Here is a 14754-nt window from a genome sequence, read left to right as displayed (position 1 = left end):
ATCACCTGTGGCGCTGATCTCTCACCACTCCCTTAACGGGGAGTTTGGCGGGTCAGCGTCTTGTTTGACTTTCACGTCTTTGCCAGAGCATCCTTAAAGAACCGTGGAACTAGCCTTCAGCTTGACTTAACCATGCTACCCCAGCGTATATAGAACATACCATGAACACCTTAAAGAGTCCCTAAATCATGCCAGCCGACGATAACAGGATGACCGCGCCTATTTTGTGTCGGGACTGCGGGACTGCGCGTAAAGTAACTGATCGATGCACAGTGTGCGGGGGAACACGGACTCTGTCCCATCCAGAGCTCGACACGCTTAGCATTGCCCATGTGGATTGCGACGCCTTTTACGCCTCGGTTGAGAAACGCGATGATCCGTCCTTGCGCGACAAGCCTGTCCTCGTCGGGGGCGGACGGCGCGGCGTCGTCTCTGCAGCCTGTTACCATGCGCGCATATACGGCGTGCATTCAGCCATGCCGATGTTCAAAGCATTGCAACTTTGCCCTGATGCCGTTGTCGTTAAAGGTAACATGGATAAATATGCCTATGAGGGTCGACGGATCAGGATGCTCATGAGCGAATTAACGCCGCTTGTAGAACCTCTCTCGATTGACGAAGCCTTTCTTGATCTCTCGGGGACGGCGCGTTTGCACGGGCGCAGTCCGGCGCAAAGTCTGATCGCTTTGCAAAACCGCATTCTCGAAGACGTCGGTGTGACTGTGTCTGTGGGGCTCTCTTACAATAAGTTCCTCGCCAAGACGGCGTCCGATCTCGATAAACCCAATGGGTTTGCGGTGCTGGGCCGGACTGATGCGCAGGCTTTTTTGGCGAAACAGTCCGTTGGATTTATTTACGGCATTGGCCCGGCGTTTACCGCCAAGCTCGAACGGTCCGGCTTACGCACTATCGCTGATGTCCGCCAATGGAGCGACAAACGACTGGCAGAAAAGTTCGGTGATCAAGGGTTGCGCCTCGCGCGATTATCACGCGGGGAGGATCATCGCCGCGTCAATCCAACACATACGCGTAAATCCATCAGCGCAGAGACAACTTTCTCTGACGACATCTGCGATCTAGAAGCGCTCAAAGATAAGCTGTGGCAGGTCTGTTTAAAAACGGCGGATCGTAGCAAAGCCAAGAATATGGCGGGATCGATCGTAACCTTGAAACTCAAAACGGCGCGATTCAAATCGATTACAAGGCGGCGAACGTTAAGCCAACCCATCCAGCTCGCTGACGCCATGTTTCATGCGTTGGAGCCCTTACTCGAAGCAGAAGTAAAAGGCGGCGCTTACCGCCTGATTGGGGCTGGCATTAGCGCTCTGTGCCAACCTGTCGGCGACGCCGCCGATCTCCTCGATCTGAAAGCCTCTAAACGCGGCGCTGCGGAGCGGGCGTCGGATATAGCGCGCGCAAAATTCGGCTCAGACGCCGTTTTCACGGGCCGCGGGCTCCGTCTGGCAAAGGCGAAACAATCTTCGGCGACCTCCCTACCCGGTAAGATCAGGGATGATATTTTTTAGGCGCGGGACCGTCTAGACGCGCATGCCTGAGTATAAATGGGGCACCGATCATCCAGAAGTAGTAATTCATCGAACTGAACGCTCTATTTATCAGCGACTGCTCCAATCCAGCAAGACGCGTTAATTTCGCCCCGGCAATCATACGTGACGCAATCAATATGATTACCAAAAAATACCCTAGCAGCATTCCCATAACACTTTCGTCGAACATAACTGGCGAAGAGGTCCCTAAAAACAGCGAAAACCCCAAAATAGCACAGACTGACAAATATAAGTCAATCAGGCTTGCTGTCTGATCAATGCGAACACGATAAGCACTGGCCGTTCTAAAAATAAAATAGACTCCAAATAGCGACCACCCAAAAACGATAGTGAAAAGCCACAAACTTATTTCTGGGGAGCCCCCAAATAAGACAGACAGGATAAAACTCGTCACAAAAACAGAGAGCAGCAAAACAAAGGTAGTTCTATACGGACCTACCAGTGAGCGCAGCATCAGCGATAACTCCGCTTGTTCTCCAGCCACCCGATCACATTTGCCACGAAAATGTAGAAAGCCAGCCCTGACACCGCGAACGGCACACCGCTTGGGAGCGTGGTGACGTCCAAAATTCCGGCTTGCTGATTCAACGTTGTTTTAGTGACGGAAAAATACTGCACCGCGCAAAGCAACGCGACCAACAGCCACGCGCATATAGCCGTCCAGCGCGGCCCTTTCGTTTTGACCAACCAGAACGCAATGGCGCCGCCGAGCAGGAGAACTTCGAGACCATAAGTCGGCCACGCAAAGTCCCACAGCGATAGCCCCATCATCATCTCGCCACCTGGGTAGACGGGCAAATCGGGACGATGCACGAGCCAATCAAGCGGCCAATGCGAGAAGGCCAACAGCCACATGGTCCAGTAGCCCCGCATACTGCCGCTATTCCCACGATACGTAAGGCGGTAAATCGAGGCGACAAAAAAGGCGATCACAATCGCGCTGACCAAGGAGTGTGACCACGGAATATCAAACACCAAATTGCCATCGACAACACTGGCTGCGCCTTCAATTCCAAACAACGCCAATAGGCAAAAGACAATATCCATCGCCTGAACCGCCAAAAAGGCCTGCCAGAGCTTAACTTTGCCAGTTCGCAGCACATCATAAACGGCAGGTCCATAGTGACCAATAAACATGGAGTTCCCCTTCCCTAAGGCGCTTTGGCCCAACGCGACGTACTGGCTACTCTTTGGCTGCCATGTCGACGAAATATTGATGGATGTCGTCTGAATCTCGGGACGCGGCATTCCGCCAGGTCGGCGCGTCTTCAAAGTTCAAAATTGTCCCGTCGCCGCGCGCAACGATGACGGTTGGCGTACCTGGAGTCCCATCAAGACCAAACCGCTCAGCGACATCCTGATTGAGCACTTTCATGCCAACATCGACCCAAACGAGTTCATATTTATCTGCGATCAATGTAGCGGTTTCTGGCTGCGCAATTGCGGCGGCAAAAGCGCGGCTATCATGACACCAGTTCCCGCCCATTACGATCAAGGCTTTGGTTCCCCGTTCCGTCGCACGCGCAAGCGCAGCGTCAACATCAACATTGGCATCGCGGTCCGCCTGAAACGGTTGCGGCTCATCCTGCATAGAATGATGGCCATCGCCTGTATGGCCCTGCGTCGCGCAGGCCGTCAGTGCCAACGATAGCCCAAAAAAAGCCGCGCGGATCATGACGGCATCTCAAAACGATCAACCTTCACGCTGCGCATCTTAATCGCCTTTTCACGATAGACCATTGCGGCTTTATACTCATCAGAGCCAAGCACGGCCATCATATGATCATCATCGCGGAATTCCAGCACAACGACTTTATCAATGCTATCGTCACCTGCCACGACGGTTGGATTTTCATCATTCACGATAATTTTCACCCCGTCCCGCATCAGAATTTTACCCGCCATTGCCGCATAAGTTGCGTAGTGATCACGGTCGATGAAATTGAGAAAACTCACAATGATTGTCGACATTAAGGACTCCTAAGTCAGTAGGGCGAGAACGATCATGCTGATCAGGCAGAGAGTCGCGAGAGTGAAAACACTAAAACGCAGCATAACCGGACCCGCAGAAATTTGAATCACGCTGTGAACAACCCGAAGGCCAACATAGACCCATGCAAGCAGTCCAATTAGCGCGCTACCCACGCCCGACAGGAGCGCCCAAAACATAAAGGCGTAGAAAATGGTCGGCTGTTCCATCAGGTGATTATAATTATGCGCCGCCGCTTGAACATTCATCGGGAGCTTAGACTTCCACTCGCCATCTGGTGATTTAGCGGTATCTGGATCTATTTTCGCGGCCTGCATGGCAGGAATTCGCCGCGCATACATGATGATCCAGACCATCAATGTCCAAACAATCAAAGCAATGACCGGGGTCAGAAATCCTGTTGTGTCCATGATCATGTCCTCTCAAACAATGAAGGAGGACAGTGCGGTAATTTACTCTTGTGTCAACGCCACTTTCGAATGGCGGCCATGCGTTGACGGGCCATTTCATCGGCCACATCCTGTGTTGTCCGGTCTTCGTTCGCCGCACGATCAAAGACAGTAGCGAGCGTTTCCTCTAATTGGTCCAATTTGGCTGTCACCCACGCCGGATTATAATGGCCGGACAGTTCGGCAGCCACATTGATGATCCCGCCGGCATTGATGACATAGTCTGGCGCATATAAAATACCGCGCTGTTTCAGAGCCACGGCCATATCCGACGTCAGGAGTTGATTATTCGCGGCACCCGCCACAATTTTCGCCGAAAGCCGTGACAATGTTTCGTGCCGGATTGCGCCGCCCAAAGCGCAAGGGGAGAAGATGTCCGCGTCAACTGTATGGATTTCGCCAACAGGCACAATTATGGCGCCCAATTCCGCTTTCGCTTTCGCCAGCGTGTCTAAATTTATGTCTGCAACGCTAAGCACCGCGCCCGCGTTTGCCAGATGTTCAGCTAGCGCGTAACCAACATGTCCGAGACCCTGCACCGAAATGCGGCGTCCCGACAAATCCTTGGATCCGAACACGCGCTCGGCCGCAATTTTTATGCCGCGAAACACACCATCGGCCGTCACAGGCGATGGGTCGCCTGACGCATTGTCACCCTCTGACAGACCGGCAACGTGATTGGTTTGCGTTTTTATTGTCGCCATGTCCGCCGGGGAAACGCCGACGTCTTCGGCGGTAATATACGTACCACTAATCGTCTCAACGAATCGGCCATAGGCGGTAAAGAGTGCTTCACGATCGAAATCGCCTTCTGGACGCAAAATCACGGCCTTGCCGCCGCCAATATCCAGCTGCGCCATCGCATTTTTGAAACTCATCGCCCGAGATAGACGCAAGACGTCAGTCAGAGCCGCCTCATCATTGGCATATTGCCAGAACCGCGTTCCGCCACTGGCCGGGCCACGGTTGGTATTATGTACAGCGATAAAAGCGCGCAAACCCGATGCTGGATCGCAAAAGGTATGAACGGCCTCGTGATTATCGAAATCGGGGTGGGAAAAAATGCTCATGATCTTCGCATAAAGTTGTAGGGTAGAACCCTCATAATCATTCCAGGCGCAATTGCTTGCCTGTTCTAACCTTGATCGAGGGTTGCTAAACCCGCACTGGCTGCTTGTAACAAGCTCAACGCTAAAGTCCCGCCTGTACCGTCACCAATATTGATGCCCAGATCCAGAACCGGATCGAGATCCATCCGGTCAAGAAGCGCGCGGTGGGCAGGTTCTGCCGTGACATGCCCCGCGAGGCAGTGCGCCACAGCATCCGGATTCAAAGCGTGGATGATCGCCGCCGCAGCACACACAACGTAACCGTCCAAAATAACGGGAATATGTTGATGCGCACACGCCAGAATAGCGCCCACAGTTCCCGCGATATCACGGCCTCCAAAAGCCCGAAGGACACCAAGCGGATCAGACAGAAGCTCGGAATTGGCTTTCGCGCCTTGCGCGACAGCGTCTATGCGAATTTTCGCTTTCTCTCCGGACCCGCCAGCCCAATAATCCGCCGCACCGCCGTATAGCCCGCGCGCGATTGCGGCTGCCGCGGTGGCCGAGCCAAAACCGGCATTGCCCAAAACGATAACGTCCGCGCCTTCTGCGACGACTTCCATCCCAAAGGCGATGGCGCCCGCGCAGTCGCGTTCAGACAATGAAGGCCCTACGCGATAATCGCTCGACGGATAATCATTGCCAAATTCATAAACTTTGAATGCTGCCCCGGCGGCTTGTGCAGCGCCGCGAACGGCGGCTGACCCATTGGACAAGTTCGCCACACGCGCCGCAACATGGAGCGGCGCATCGGCCATCGTCCCGTGACTGCCGGTAAAAACTGACACGAGTGACCGGGTTAATCGGGGGGACGCTTGACCTTGGACAGAGGCAATGCGGGCTAATGGCCGCGCCAATGACCCCAAAGGATTAAGGTTTCGACCCAATCCATCTGCGCGTTTCAAAAGGTCAGCATAGATGTCAGAGTCGCGCACAGGCACAGTTTGAGCCAGATTATGCACGTCATCAAAAGGGCGGGGTTCAATCATAACGAATCCCATAGAACTGTTCGCGACAGGCGTCACCGCATAATTCCGTGACATATGCTTGTCAGCCGCAAAAGTTTGCACACGATTAACCGTGATCTTTGGCAGCGTTTTAACGTCGTCCCCCTATCTAAACGCCTATGTCTCCTACTTTCATGTTCCAAGTTGCCGTCCTTATCGGCGCATCAATTGGCGGGACCTATTATCTTGCCGACAACATGGATGTTGAAGAAACCAAGGTCGAAGTCGAAGATATCAAGCCCGGCTATCAATCGAAACAAGAGACGCCACTCGCGCGCGGATCGGTTGTGTCCATTCCCCGCACCAACGGACAATTCTTTGCCCAAGGTCGCGTCAATAGCGGCTCTGTACGGTTCTTAGTCGATACTGGGGCATCGACCGTCGCCCTCACGCTTGAGGACGCGCGGAAATCGGGCATTAAAGTAAACACGCTCGTCTATAATGTACCCGTTGATACAGCGAATGGCCGGGTCATGGCCGCTAATGCCCTGCTCAAAGAAGTCCGCATCGGGGGGGTCCGCGTGACAAACGTTCGCGCACTCGTCCTCTCCGAAGGGTTGCACATTTCGCTGTTAGGAATGACCTTTCTGGGAGAACTTCAAAAAGTTGAAGTCATGCCCAACCAGCTCATCCTGCGCCGTTAAGCCCCGCGATTAAAACAGCCCTACTTTTCGCGCCATATTCAGCGCGACCAACGCCAGACAAATCCCAAAAATCCGCCGCAAGGGTACAGCTTTGAGCCTATGTGCCATCGCCGTGCCAAGCGGAACCATGAACCAAGCGCTCATCACAATCAGAGCAAACCCAGCCATATTGACATAGCCCACCGAGAAGGGCGGACGGCCTGGAACCGCCCATCCTGATATGACAAACCCGATCGTCGCTGGAATTGCGATAGCGAGGCCAAAGCCTGCCGCCGTACCAACCGCACGGTGAACAGGCATGCCGCACAATGTTAGAAGAGGCACGCTAATCGAGCCGCCGCCAATACCCATAATCGCTGACAAAACCCCGACCGAGCCCCCGACCAACGGCGGCGCGATACCGCCCGGCACAGTGTCTCGAAATTGGAAATCAGGTCGCCCAAAAATAAACTGAGCGGCGACAATAAAGGCCACACACGCAAAGATCAGCGTCAACATATCAGAGCCAAGCTTAGGCGCGAGCCACCACGCCCCAATAAAAGACCCGATCCCGATCCACAGACCATAGCTACGCCAAATTTGGGGGGGGCATAGAATCGCCAAATCGACGCTGTCGCGTGCGAGATGGCCGCGGGTTGAGCGGTATCCATTGACGATGATGACAGACGCGCTGGTTGCGACCGCGCAATGCATCAAGATTTCAGGGTCAACACCCAGCGATGCAAAGGCAAAAAATAACGCCGGCACCATAACGGCCCCGCCGCCGATCCCGAATAACCCAGCCGTAAACCCGGCCAACGCGCCGACCGCAAGCAGCAGCGCGATAAGTGGGAGCAATTCGGTCAAGCCGCCTGCCCTTGGCTCATAACAGCGATCCCGCCGCTGAGTGCCTTTGATGGTGACAGTTTGGCACCCAACCCTTCGGACAAGGTTCGCCGCCACGTCCGGGCGCCGGGTTGGCCTGAAAACAATCCCATCATATGCCGGATCAAGGCCTTCGCGCTGGGGTCTATGTCCTGATTTTTTTCTAAATAGCGCACCATTTCTTCGGCGACTAAATGTCGATCCAGAGCTGCGGCGGGATCGCCATAGGCCGGATCAACGTCCGTCAACGACCATGGGTCATGATAGGCCGCTCGCCCCATCATGAAGCCATCAAGCCCGTCTGCAATCTCTCGTCCATGAGCAACCGTTTCGATCTGCCCATTGACCATAATCGCCACATTCGGATACGTGCGTTTCATCTGTGCAACGAGGTCATAATCAATCGGTGGCACGGTGCGGTTTTCCTTAGGAGACAATCCCTTCAACCACGCTTTGCGCGCATGGACGATAAAAGTCTCACAACCTGCTTTGGCCACTGTGTCGATGAAATGCGGTAGCGTTTCGGATTCGATCTGATCATCAATGCCCAGACGGCATTTAACTGTTACGACCGCGTCTCCGGCCCCGTCACAGATCGCTTGGTAACAGTCACCGACCAAGGTCGCCTCTGCCATAAGGCACGCCCCAAAACGCCCTGATTGCACGCGGTCTGATGGGCAACCGACGTTCAAATTGATCTCATCATAGCCATAGCTCGCGCCGATTTCAGACGCTTTTCGCAATTTCTCCGGATCAGAGCCCCCAAGCTGCAAAGCGATAGGGTGCTCAACCTTATCAAAGCTTAGAAGACGATCTCGCGGTCCGTGGATCACGGCGTCAGCAACAACCATTTCCGTATAAAGGCGAACACGCCGCGACAGCTGACGGTGAAAGAACCGACAGTGCCGATCCGTCCAATCCATCATGGGCGCGACGGAAATTTGATAATTTTGGCTCAAGTCACTCACGCGCCGCGACCTAAGGGCTGCGACGCGGTTTGAAAAGGGTTTGAGGGAGTCGCGCGCCTAATTCCCCGCAGTACTGGCCTCGGTATAAGCATGGCCCTGCGCAATGACATAGGCGCGGATGGCTTCCATCTCATCTTCGGTCAAGACGTCATCAAAAGCGACCATGCCATTTCCAGCGAACGCCCCTTCATGCACGACATCATACCAAACTTCATGATCGCCCGAAATTTCGGACCATCGAAGATCGGGCAATACTCCCGAACTGATCGCGAAGGGGCCGTGGCACGTCGCACAATTGCGAGCATAGTGAACCAACCCTTCGCTCAGCAGATCCTCATCGCCAAATTTCTCCGCTTTTGGTGTCATCGCGATCTTCGGCATATCAACTTGCGGGATCGTTTCATTTGCCCCCAATTTGAACGTGACGACCTTGCCGACTGTCGGCGATACAGCTTCGTCATATCCAATTCCGACGGTCAGGGCATAAGCTGACCCCCAGCCCGTGGTGATGGTGACATATTGTTCGCCATCAATCATGTACGTGCCAGGTCCTGACGCCGCGCCAGATTTTACATTTTGCGACCAGAGCTTCTCGCCCGTCGCAGAATCAAACGCGGCAAACGTGCCTTCCAGTTGCCCTTGGAAAACCAGCCCGCCTGCCGTGGATAATACGCCGCCATTCCACGCATTATTATGCTCATAGGACCAACGCTGCTCATTCGCGATTGGGTCCCAGGCGATAAGGCGTCCTTTCAGAGTCGGGCGTACCATGGCCCGAATTGCGGGGGTGAATTCCGGCGGGACGCCCGCTGCGAAATCGATGCCCGTATTCCATTTCGCCGGCTTTTCGGTTCCCAAAGGATCAACCACGTAGGCCTGCGGGAGTTCTTGCGCAGGAATATAAGCCAATCGCAGGTCTGGATTATAGGCCATCGGATGCCAGTTATGCGCGCCGAGCGGACCCGGTGTTTGCATATGCGCCGTGTTCTGATCGAGAGCTTCCGGCGTCACGACGGGACGACCTTCAGCGGTCAGGCCCGTGGTCCAATTCTGCGGCACAAACGGAGCGCCTTGGATGAATTCACCTGTCGCGGCATCAACAACATAGAAGAAACCGTTTTTCGGGGCTTGCATCGCAACACGGCGGCTTGCGCCCTCCTCACCCAAAGGCAAGTCCGCGAGAATGATGCTCTGCGTGGCCGTATAGTCCCACGTATCACCGGGCGTTGTCTGGAAATGCCACGCATATTCACCCGTATCGACATCAACGGCAACGATTGAGGAGAGGAATAAATTATCGAGGCCCGACGGGTCCCGGCGTTCCCAGTTCCACGGGCTGCCATTACCAACCCCAAAAATAATCCGATCATTCACTTCATCATATACGATTGAATCCCAGACGGTTCCGCCTCCGCCCTCTATTGTCCAAGCGCCAGTATCGCCCCAGCTGACGTTGCCGACTGTCTCAAACGCAGCATCTGACGCTTCGCCGTCCGGCAGTTTGTTCGGGTTGGGGACGGTGTAGAATCGCCAAACTTTGTCGCCTGTATTGACATCATAGGCCGAAATATAACCACGAACGCCCAACTCGGCGCCGCCATTACCAATCAAAACCTTGTCTTTGACGACGCGCGGCGCGCCCGTAATTGTGTAAGGCTTATTTTGATCAACCGTCACCACATCCCACAGGAGCTTACCCGTCATCGCGTCGAGCGCCTGCAACCGTCCGTCGATCACGCCAACGAAGACCTTGCCGTCATAGACCGCAACGCCTCGGTTTACGACATCACAACAGGCTTTTATACCAACAGCCCGGTCAACATCAGGTTCATGAACCCAGAGTTCTTCCCCTGTTTTGGCGTCTAGCGCATAGACTATTGACCAGGCTGAGGTAACGTACATCACGCCATCAACGACAATCGGCGTGCTTTCGACACCGCGATTTGTCGCTAAATCATAGGTCCACGTCACACCGAGATCGCCGACCGTGTCGGCGTTGATCTGCGTTAGCGTTGAATGACGCTGCTCATCATAAGTTCCGCCATGCGTCAGCCATTCTTCACTGGCTGAGGCCGTTTTAATACGCGCATCATCGACCACGGCAAAAATCGCCGTCGATCCCGTGTCTGTTGTCTCAATGGCCGTCTGTTCGGCACAGGCCGATAGAATCAAAGCCGTCGCAGCCAATAAGAGCGTTTTGCGCATTCTGTATCTCCCCAGTGACGCAGCTTTTTATGAGCCGTCGTCATAATGACAGTAGCGCAGCGACCAGAAATGCCAAAGGGTGGAATTGCCGCAGACCACGGTCCATCGCATGGGAGATGCCCCGATGATGACCGTACACAGGGTCACATCGGAAATCAGTCATCTGAAATGATGGTGGGCGGTAACGGGTTCGAACCGCTGACCCTCTCGGTGTAAACGAGATGCTCTACCAGCTGAGCTAACCGCCCTTAAGGGATCAGCCTATGGCAAGCTTCACAGGGCTTGGCAATTCTGCCAAGCAGAAAATATGAGTGTAAACACAACAACATCCGACGCCCATGTGCATACGGTGGCAATCGCCCTGACATCCGCGTTTATGACGGAGCAATGGATGGGCAGCCATGTCTACAAAGTCGGGGATGCAGAGCGTTTCAAGATGTTTGCGATTCTCAGCCCGGGCCAATCCAAGCTCACTTTGAAAACCGCCAGTCCGGATATCGCAGATTTGCTCATCCAAGCGGGTGTGGCGGAACGCAACGCCCATCTTCCGCGCGGGGGCTGGGTTGCACTTAAGCTGGATTTGCTCTCGCCAGACGATGTGAGTGAGCGTCTGACCGCCTCTCATGCCCTTGTTGCAGCGACCCTACCGAAGGTCATACAAAAAAAGTTCGGTTTAGACTGAATTCTTGTCAGTTTTCGCGTTGACGCCTCGTGATGTTCCGCCTATCGCGCGCTCACACTTTAGCGGGTGTAGCTCAGTTGGTTAGAGCGCCGGCCTGTCACGCCGGAGGCCGCGGGTTCGAGTCCCGTCACTCGCGCCATTTCTTTTGAAATGGCCGTGCCGCTAAAAAGGCTCAGCTTCGGCTGGGCCTTTTGCATTTTTACGACCCGGCGGATTGTGGCACCCCGCCATTTCAATCAAACCCGCGCTGGCGCCTCTTGAGGCCGTTGAGCCGTAAATAGCCTCCCCTTTGTGCTAAGCGGCACACCGGCCCTCGGCATTTTCGCAATCCGTCCCTGCATCGCTATGCGTTCTCGCCGCATTTAGAATGCCTAAATTGGAGCGATGACTATTATTGACATTATCGGCTACACAGCCGCGAGCCTGACAACGCTCTCTTTCTTACCACAAGCGATAGGGTCTGTTCGCTCAGGCCAGACAGAGGGGTTGAGCTTACCGATGTACGCCATGTTCTCTGCCGGTGTGGCGCTGTGGTTGGCCTATGGCCTCGCCGTAAAGAGCTGGCCTGTGGCCCTCGCAAATTTGGTGACACTGGCTTTTGCGCTTGTCATTTTATCGCTGATCATCCGCAATCGTCGTCGGAGCGTCAGCGCGCGAGACCGCGTTCGCGCCGTTGTCATCGGCGACTAAAACCCCGTATTTTCAGGCAAAAAAAGGCCCCCAGATGGGAGCCTTTCACATTCAATTCGAGTTGGCGTTAAGCCATCGAAACCGAGTCAACGGCCGTTTTACCGGAGCGTTCGTTGACAGCAGTGTTGAATTCAACTTTGTCACCTTCGTTCAAGCCTTGGAGGCCTGCACGCTGAAGAGCAGTGATGTGGATGAAGATGTCATCGCCGCCACCATCGGGAGCGATAAAGCCGAAGCCTTTAGTAGTATTGAAAAATTTAACAGTACCTGTTTTCATATCCGACATGTGTAATCCTTTAGATCGTCGGTTCCCGGTCCGGCGACATGCCTTACGGGCGTAGAACCGAAAATTTTCGGCCTACAAAGTCTCGACGTCTGGTAGGAAAAGCATTCTGCGTCGGCGTGTAATCAAAAATCACAAACAAGCGGCAGGCCGATATTCTGGCCCTTGGTCGATAATTTCCATATGGCGCTCTATTGTTGTGATAGCAAGTGTCGTTTGCGTCCTAATTATGACAAATCCGTATGATAGTTAATGTCCTCGCCTGCGCCAACTCCCGCCGTTTATCGTCCTAACACGGCAAGCGCAGAAATAACGAGCAACGCGTAGCCCCCGAAATGACGCCCCCGCATGGCCCAGATGTTCCCGATCCCACCACTGCCCAGCATAAGCGCGCAGCCGATCACAACCCAATGTCGGACGTCGCCCGCAAACAAGGTCGGCGTCGCCAGCAAAAGCCCGCCCGCCGCGAACCAATAGACGGCGGACAAAAACATGATCGCGTGCAGAATTCGTTTGGCCGCAGGGGCGGCTTGCACGGGTTCAACAATTTTGACGGCCCCCAGCCAGCCATGCGTGATAGCGACAAGCAGGGTCAGACCCCCGGATATATAGAGTGCAAGATCAGCCATACCGTTGACTAGGCCCCTCACCGGACCACGGCAAGTGTGGCACGTTCGCCCGCCTATCGTCGCGCTTGGGCGACCAATCGACCCGCGTCGAAGAAGGCATCGACCATGACCCGCAATCGGACAGACGGCACATCCGGCATGGCGCGCGCAAGCGATCCGGCCGTCATCGGATGCACCTGGGGATGCGGATCAAACGGATGATTAATATCGAGCCAGACGGAATAGTCATCGAATTCCCGCGCTGCGATGGTCCGCTGCCCGTGAAGCACCATCGTTTCAACCAGCGGGTCCGCCTTCACAGCATTATAATAATGCTGCACCAACATTTCCGGACCTTCGGTAATGGCGAACGTATGCGTGCGGTTTGAAAACACCCGGCCCGTTAAGCCCAAACGCTCGCAAATTTCGACACTCTTGATCGAAATCAGGACGCCTTTGTCCCCCGTCATTTTATCGGTGCAGATCGAGCTATAAATATATTGCACCAATGACATAAGTCGTAATCGCCACCCCAAGATTCCCCAGCTACTTGAGCCAACTTAATATCCACTAAACAGAGGTCGTCCCTTAACCACGCTCACGAGGGAGCACTGTCTAACTCTCGTCCCCCTTCAAGACACGCGCGATTGTCCAACCGCCTCGAAGGTCCGGCGGCAACTCCCGTAACCCCTCATAAAAAGCGGCACGAAGCGCGGGCTTTGCCCTGTGACGGACAAAGTAAAATAGAACCGATTTACACAAGCCAAAGCCCGCGCGTCCGGTGAACACATTCGATCAAAAACGCTGTGACCGGGCGGCCCGCCATGAGCTCACACCGTCGGCGGTGCGGCGGATACGGGACTTTCGATCCCGCACCGCCTGCCGCCTGTCAGAGAACGGGCGCACCTGATGCTGGCTGCTCCGGCCCGGCTCTCGCCGATCCGGCCCCGTGACGCACACGCCCCAAAACTCAGGGGCAATCTGCGTCTTCATCAAGCTCGTGACTCACGTCTCTCACATCATCAGTCGCTTCGCCAAATGGACCGATGCGCGCCACATTACCTCGCGCACCACCCCGCTCACCGAACCCCACCGAGACAAAGGCAATGTACCCCTCGTGCCATCAGCAGGACGGGAGAGCGTATCGGAGGTTTTGAAAGGGGGGACACGAAAGCGTCTCTGATTGTCTATCCGGGGGATAGACAATAGCGAAGTGCCGAACGGCCCGCGCCGTTCGGGTGGTGCAGGCGGGGATGCGCGGAACTGTTCCTCCCCCGGATAGGGGGTTTGCGCCAAAGCGGGCGGAATGCCCGCGAAGCGCATGAGGCGAGCCCAGACGACGGTCGGAGACGGTCGGAGGGGGAGACGCGATTTATGAGAAACACATCTTAATCAGCGTAAATATCACCCTCGGCCTCTCCCCCTCCACACCAGCTACGCGGCGGTCCCCCTCCCCCTGTCCGGGGGAGGAAAAAGTCGTCGAACCAACCTTTTGCCTTCAATCCATTCACCTCAAACAAAAACCACTTCCGAATTTCTCCGAGCCCTGATGTGCCCCTAGCTTTGTAGACACCTTGTTGGATAAAACTGGAAGCAAGGAGAGTGTCTTATGGGCAGTCGCATTCGATATACAGAAGAGTTTAAATTAGGGGCTGTGGCGCAGGTCACGCACAGAGGACACAGCGTT

The 14754-nt window shown here is 54.7% G+C and carries 18 protein-coding genes and 2 tRNA genes; 6 read left to right on the top strand and 14 right to left on the bottom strand.

Annotation, left to right across the window (positions count from 1 at the left end; all coding sequences use genetic code 11):
* Positions 1 to 188: 188 nt before the first annotated feature.
* Positions 189 to 1526: a DNA polymerase IV gene (locus tag IE105_RS13185; RefSeq protein WP_233354158.1), complete on the top strand. Its 1338-nt coding sequence runs from the start codon at positions 189 to 191 to the stop codon at positions 1524 to 1526.
* Here the strand turns inward: IE105_RS13185 and IE105_RS13180 are convergent.
* The 7 genes from IE105_RS13180 to IE105_RS13150 form a co-directional block, all read right to left on the bottom strand.
* Complete coding sequence (locus IE105_RS13180; protein ID WP_189499231.1) at positions 1507 to 2052, bottom strand: hypothetical protein; 546 nt, start codon at positions 2050 to 2052, stop codon at positions 1507 to 1509. The two genes, IE105_RS13185 and IE105_RS13180, sit on opposite strands and share 20 nt — an antisense overlap.
* The gene (locus IE105_RS13175) at positions 2022 to 2705 is read right to left on the bottom strand and encodes a hypothetical protein (protein ID WP_189499229.1); all 684 of its coding nucleotides are present in this window, start codon (positions 2703 to 2705) and stop codon (positions 2022 to 2024) included. The genes IE105_RS13180 and IE105_RS13175 overlap by 31 nt, the downstream gene beginning before the upstream one ends.
* A 46-nt stretch (positions 2706 to 2751) precedes the next feature.
* Positions 2752 to 3243: a thioredoxin family protein gene (locus tag IE105_RS13170; RefSeq protein ID WP_189499228.1), complete on the bottom strand. Its 492-nt coding sequence runs from the start codon at positions 3241 to 3243 to the stop codon at positions 2752 to 2754.
* Complete coding sequence (locus IE105_RS13165) at positions 3240 to 3539, bottom strand: DUF1330 domain-containing protein (protein ID WP_189499226.1); 300 nt, start codon at positions 3537 to 3539, stop codon at positions 3240 to 3242. The genes IE105_RS13170 and IE105_RS13165 overlap by 4 nt, the downstream gene beginning before the upstream one ends.
* 9 nt (positions 3540 to 3548) lie before the next feature.
* A complete protein-coding gene (locus IE105_RS13160) occupies positions 3549 to 3968 on the bottom strand; it encodes an MAPEG family protein (protein ID WP_189499224.1) in 420 nt (139 codons plus the stop codon).
* 53 nt (positions 3969 to 4021) lie between these two features.
* On the bottom strand, positions 4022 to 5077 hold the full coding sequence (locus IE105_RS13155) for a Leu/Phe/Val dehydrogenase (protein ID WP_189499222.1): 1056 nt from the start codon (positions 5075 to 5077) through the stop codon (positions 4022 to 4024).
* Between the two features lie 65 nt (positions 5078 to 5142).
* Complete coding sequence (locus IE105_RS13150) at positions 5143 to 6105, bottom strand: nicotinate-nucleotide--dimethylbenzimidazole phosphoribosyltransferase (protein WP_189499220.1); 963 nt, start codon at positions 6103 to 6105, stop codon at positions 5143 to 5145.
* A gap of 137 nt (positions 6106 to 6242) precedes the next feature.
* On the opposite strand from IE105_RS13150, the gene IE105_RS13145 reads away from it, so the two are divergent.
* Positions 6243 to 6767, top strand: coding sequence for a retropepsin-like aspartic protease family protein (locus IE105_RS13145; protein WP_189499218.1), 525 nt, complete (start codon positions 6243 to 6245; stop codon positions 6765 to 6767).
* A gap of 9 nt (positions 6768 to 6776) precedes the next feature.
* On the opposite strand, the gene IE105_RS13140 is transcribed toward IE105_RS13145, so the two are convergent.
* The 4 genes from IE105_RS13140 to IE105_RS13125 all read right to left on the bottom strand — a co-directional run bounded on the left by IE105_RS13140 (position 6777) and on the right by IE105_RS13125 (position 11052).
* On the bottom strand, positions 6777 to 7613 hold the full coding sequence (locus IE105_RS13140; protein ID WP_233354157.1) for a sulfite exporter TauE/SafE family protein: 837 nt from the start codon (positions 7611 to 7613) through the stop codon (positions 6777 to 6779).
* Positions 7610 to 8599 carry a tRNA dihydrouridine(20/20a) synthase DusA gene (dusA, locus tag IE105_RS13135; RefSeq protein WP_233354156.1) on the bottom strand — a complete coding sequence of 330 codons (990 nt, stop codon included), beginning with the start codon at positions 8597 to 8599 and terminating at the stop codon, positions 7610 to 7612. Before dusA ends, IE105_RS13140 begins: the two co-directional genes overlap by 4 nt.
* A gap of 57 nt (positions 8600 to 8656) precedes the next feature.
* Positions 8657 to 10804: a PQQ-dependent dehydrogenase, methanol/ethanol family gene (locus IE105_RS13130; RefSeq protein WP_189499216.1), complete on the bottom strand. Its 2148-nt coding sequence runs from the start codon at positions 10802 to 10804 to the stop codon at positions 8657 to 8659.
* Positions 10805 to 10976: 172 nt separating this feature from the next.
* Positions 10977 to 11052 (bottom strand) — tRNA-Val (locus tag IE105_RS13125).
* A 59-nt stretch (positions 11053 to 11111) separates the two neighbouring features.
* Here IE105_RS13125 and IE105_RS13120 point away from each other — a divergent pair.
* From IE105_RS13120 to IE105_RS13110, 3 genes are all read left to right on the top strand, one after another.
* The gene (locus IE105_RS13120; protein WP_189499214.1) at positions 11112 to 11486 is read left to right on the top strand and encodes an MmcQ/YjbR family DNA-binding protein; all 375 of its coding nucleotides are present in this window, start codon (positions 11112 to 11114) and stop codon (positions 11484 to 11486) included.
* A 62-nt stretch (positions 11487 to 11548) separates the two neighbouring features.
* Positions 11549 to 11625: transfer RNA gene (locus IE105_RS13115), tRNA-Asp, on the top strand.
* Positions 11626 to 11870: 245 nt separating this feature from the next.
* Entirely contained in the window at positions 11871 to 12176 is a 306-nt protein-coding gene (locus IE105_RS13110; RefSeq protein WP_189499213.1) for a SemiSWEET family sugar transporter, read from the top strand.
* Between the two features lie 67 nt (positions 12177 to 12243).
* On the opposite strand, the gene IE105_RS13105 is transcribed toward IE105_RS13110, so the two are convergent.
* The 3 genes from IE105_RS13105 to IE105_RS13095 form a co-directional block, all read right to left on the bottom strand.
* The gene (locus tag IE105_RS13105; RefSeq protein ID WP_189499273.1) at positions 12244 to 12453 is read right to left on the bottom strand and encodes a cold-shock protein; all 210 of its coding nucleotides are present in this window, start codon (positions 12451 to 12453) and stop codon (positions 12244 to 12246) included.
* Between the two features lie 287 nt (positions 12454 to 12740).
* Entirely contained in the window at positions 12741 to 13088 is a 348-nt protein-coding gene (locus IE105_RS13100; RefSeq protein WP_189499211.1) for a hypothetical protein, read from the bottom strand.
* A gap of 53 nt (positions 13089 to 13141) precedes the next feature.
* Positions 13142 to 13582, bottom strand: a complete 441-nt coding sequence (locus IE105_RS13095) for a BLUF domain-containing protein (RefSeq protein WP_189499209.1) — start codon at positions 13580 to 13582, stop codon at positions 13142 to 13144.
* Positions 13583 to 13891: 309 nt separating this feature from the next.
* On the opposite strand from IE105_RS13095, the gene IE105_RS15555 reads away from it, so the two are divergent.
* Complete coding sequence (locus tag IE105_RS15555) at positions 13892 to 14020, top strand: hypothetical protein (RefSeq protein ID WP_267904689.1); 129 nt, start codon at positions 13892 to 13894, stop codon at positions 14018 to 14020.
* Positions 14021 to 14754 lie beyond the last annotated feature (734 nt).

The sequence above is a fragment of the Algimonas arctica genome (assembly GCF_014652695.1).
In the GTDB taxonomy this organism is placed as follows: domain Bacteria; phylum Pseudomonadota; class Alphaproteobacteria; order Caulobacterales; family Maricaulaceae; genus Litorimonas; species Litorimonas arctica.
Note: the sequence above shows the minus strand (reverse complement) of the source record. Positions and strands in the feature narration are given on the sequence as shown.

Coding starts and splice junctions, on each gene's coding strand:
- IE105_RS13145 (WP_189499218.1), top strand. CDS start 6,243: ATGTCTCCTACTTTCATGTTCCAAGTTGCCGTCCTTATCGGCGCATCA.
- IE105_RS15555 (WP_267904689.1), top strand. CDS start 13,892: ATGAGCTCACACCGTCGGCGGTGCGGCGGATACGGGACTTTCGATCCC.
- IE105_RS13175 (WP_189499229.1), bottom strand. CDS start 2,705: ATGTTTATTGGTCACTATGGACCTGCCGTTTATGATGTGCTGCGAACT.
- IE105_RS13130 (WP_189499216.1), bottom strand. CDS start 10,804: ATGCGCAAAACGCTCTTATTGGCTGCGACGGCTTTGATTCTATCGGCC.
- IE105_RS13185 (WP_233354158.1), top strand. CDS start 189: ATGCCAGCCGACGATAACAGGATGACCGCGCCTATTTTGTGTCGGGAC.
- IE105_RS13170 (WP_189499228.1), bottom strand. CDS start 3,243: ATGATCCGCGCGGCTTTTTTTGGGCTATCGTTGGCACTGACGGCCTGC.
- IE105_RS13095 (WP_189499209.1), bottom strand. CDS start 13,582: ATGTCATTGGTGCAATATATTTATAGCTCGATCTGCACCGATAAAATG.
- IE105_RS13120 (WP_189499214.1), top strand. CDS start 11,112: ATGAGTGTAAACACAACAACATCCGACGCCCATGTGCATACGGTGGCA.
- IE105_RS13150 (WP_189499220.1), bottom strand. CDS start 6,105: ATGATTGAACCCCGCCCTTTTGATGACGTGCATAATCTGGCTCAAACT.
- IE105_RS13110 (WP_189499213.1), top strand. CDS start 11,871: ATGACTATTATTGACATTATCGGCTACACAGCCGCGAGCCTGACAACG.
- IE105_RS13105 (WP_189499273.1), bottom strand. CDS start 12,453: ATGAAAACAGGTACTGTTAAATTTTTCAATACTACTAAAGGCTTCGGC.
- IE105_RS13165 (WP_189499226.1), bottom strand. CDS start 3,539: ATGTCGACAATCATTGTGAGTTTTCTCAATTTCATCGACCGTGATCAC.
- IE105_RS13155 (WP_189499222.1), bottom strand. CDS start 5,077: ATGAGCATTTTTTCCCACCCCGATTTCGATAATCACGAGGCCGTTCAT.
- IE105_RS13160 (WP_189499224.1), bottom strand. CDS start 3,968: ATGGACACAACAGGATTTCTGACCCCGGTCATTGCTTTGATTGTTTGG.
- IE105_RS13100 (WP_189499211.1), bottom strand. CDS start 13,088: ATGGCTGATCTTGCACTCTATATATCCGGGGGTCTGACCCTGCTTGTC.